At 66.7% G+C, this 819-nt stretch carries 1 protein-coding gene; it reads left to right on the top strand.

Annotation, left to right across the window (positions count from 1 at the left end):
• Positions 1-83: 83 nt before the first annotated feature.
• Positions 84-819, top strand: a 736-nt coding sequence (locus tag ACFQV6_RS44270; protein WP_378033742.1) for a hypothetical protein, incomplete at its 3' end; no start/stop codon positions are given.

The raw sequence follows: 819 nt of genomic DNA, 5'->3' as shown, positions 1-819 counted from the left end.
GCGGCCGCCGACGCACACGCCCACTACGAGGAAACCTCAGCGGCCAATATCGCCATGCTCGGACGCGGCGGTAAGACCACACCGTGACCGTCCTGGACGTAGACGTAAATGTCTACTACGACACCGCCAACAAGGTGGCCAACGCCGCGGCCGCCTGGTGGGCTGCGGTAGACGCGCAATGGCCCGCACTCGCCAAAGCCACCGACATGTCAGGGTCCTATGAGGAGGGCATCGCGTGGGGCGCGACCTACGACACCCGCGCCGCCGAGATCCTGCGCATGGTCACCAAAACGGCCACCGTGGCTCACGGATACGCCCTGATCCTGCAAGAAATCGGCTACAACCACGACACGGCCGAGCATGCGGCCACCATGGGCGCCGGAGCCGCACCCGAGCGCCCGACCGCACCCTTTCCGCCCGTATTTTTGTGCCGGATCCCGCTCCCCTCTGCGGGCGGCCCCGGTAGCGGCCTACTTGATTCCGGGCTAGGTCTGGTCGAGAAAATCGGGTTGACCGTGCCCGATGGCAACGCCACCACCATCAGCAACGCCGCCGACACCTGGGATCGCATCCGCACCGCGGGCGATGTCGCCGGATTCCCGGCCGCGCTCGAGGCCGCCGCCATTGCATTCGACTCGATCACCGCACCGGAATCGGCGTTCATCGATGAAGACCTCCGAGCGGTCGAGGCCACCGCGGAAACGTGCCTTGCGGCGATGGCCGAACTCGCCGTGTCCTGCCGTGAGCACCGCCAAGCCCTAGACGAGCTCCGCGAGAATCTGCGTCAGCAGCTGGTGGCGTGCAGCGAAGCGTTGCTGA

The sequence above is a fragment of the Actinoplanes sp. GCM10030250 genome, from assembly GCF_042666575.1.
Taxonomy (GTDB): Bacteria; Actinomycetota; Actinomycetes; order Mycobacteriales; family Micromonosporaceae; genus Actinoplanes.
Note: the sequence above shows the minus strand (reverse complement) of the source record. Positions and strands in the feature narration are given on the sequence as shown.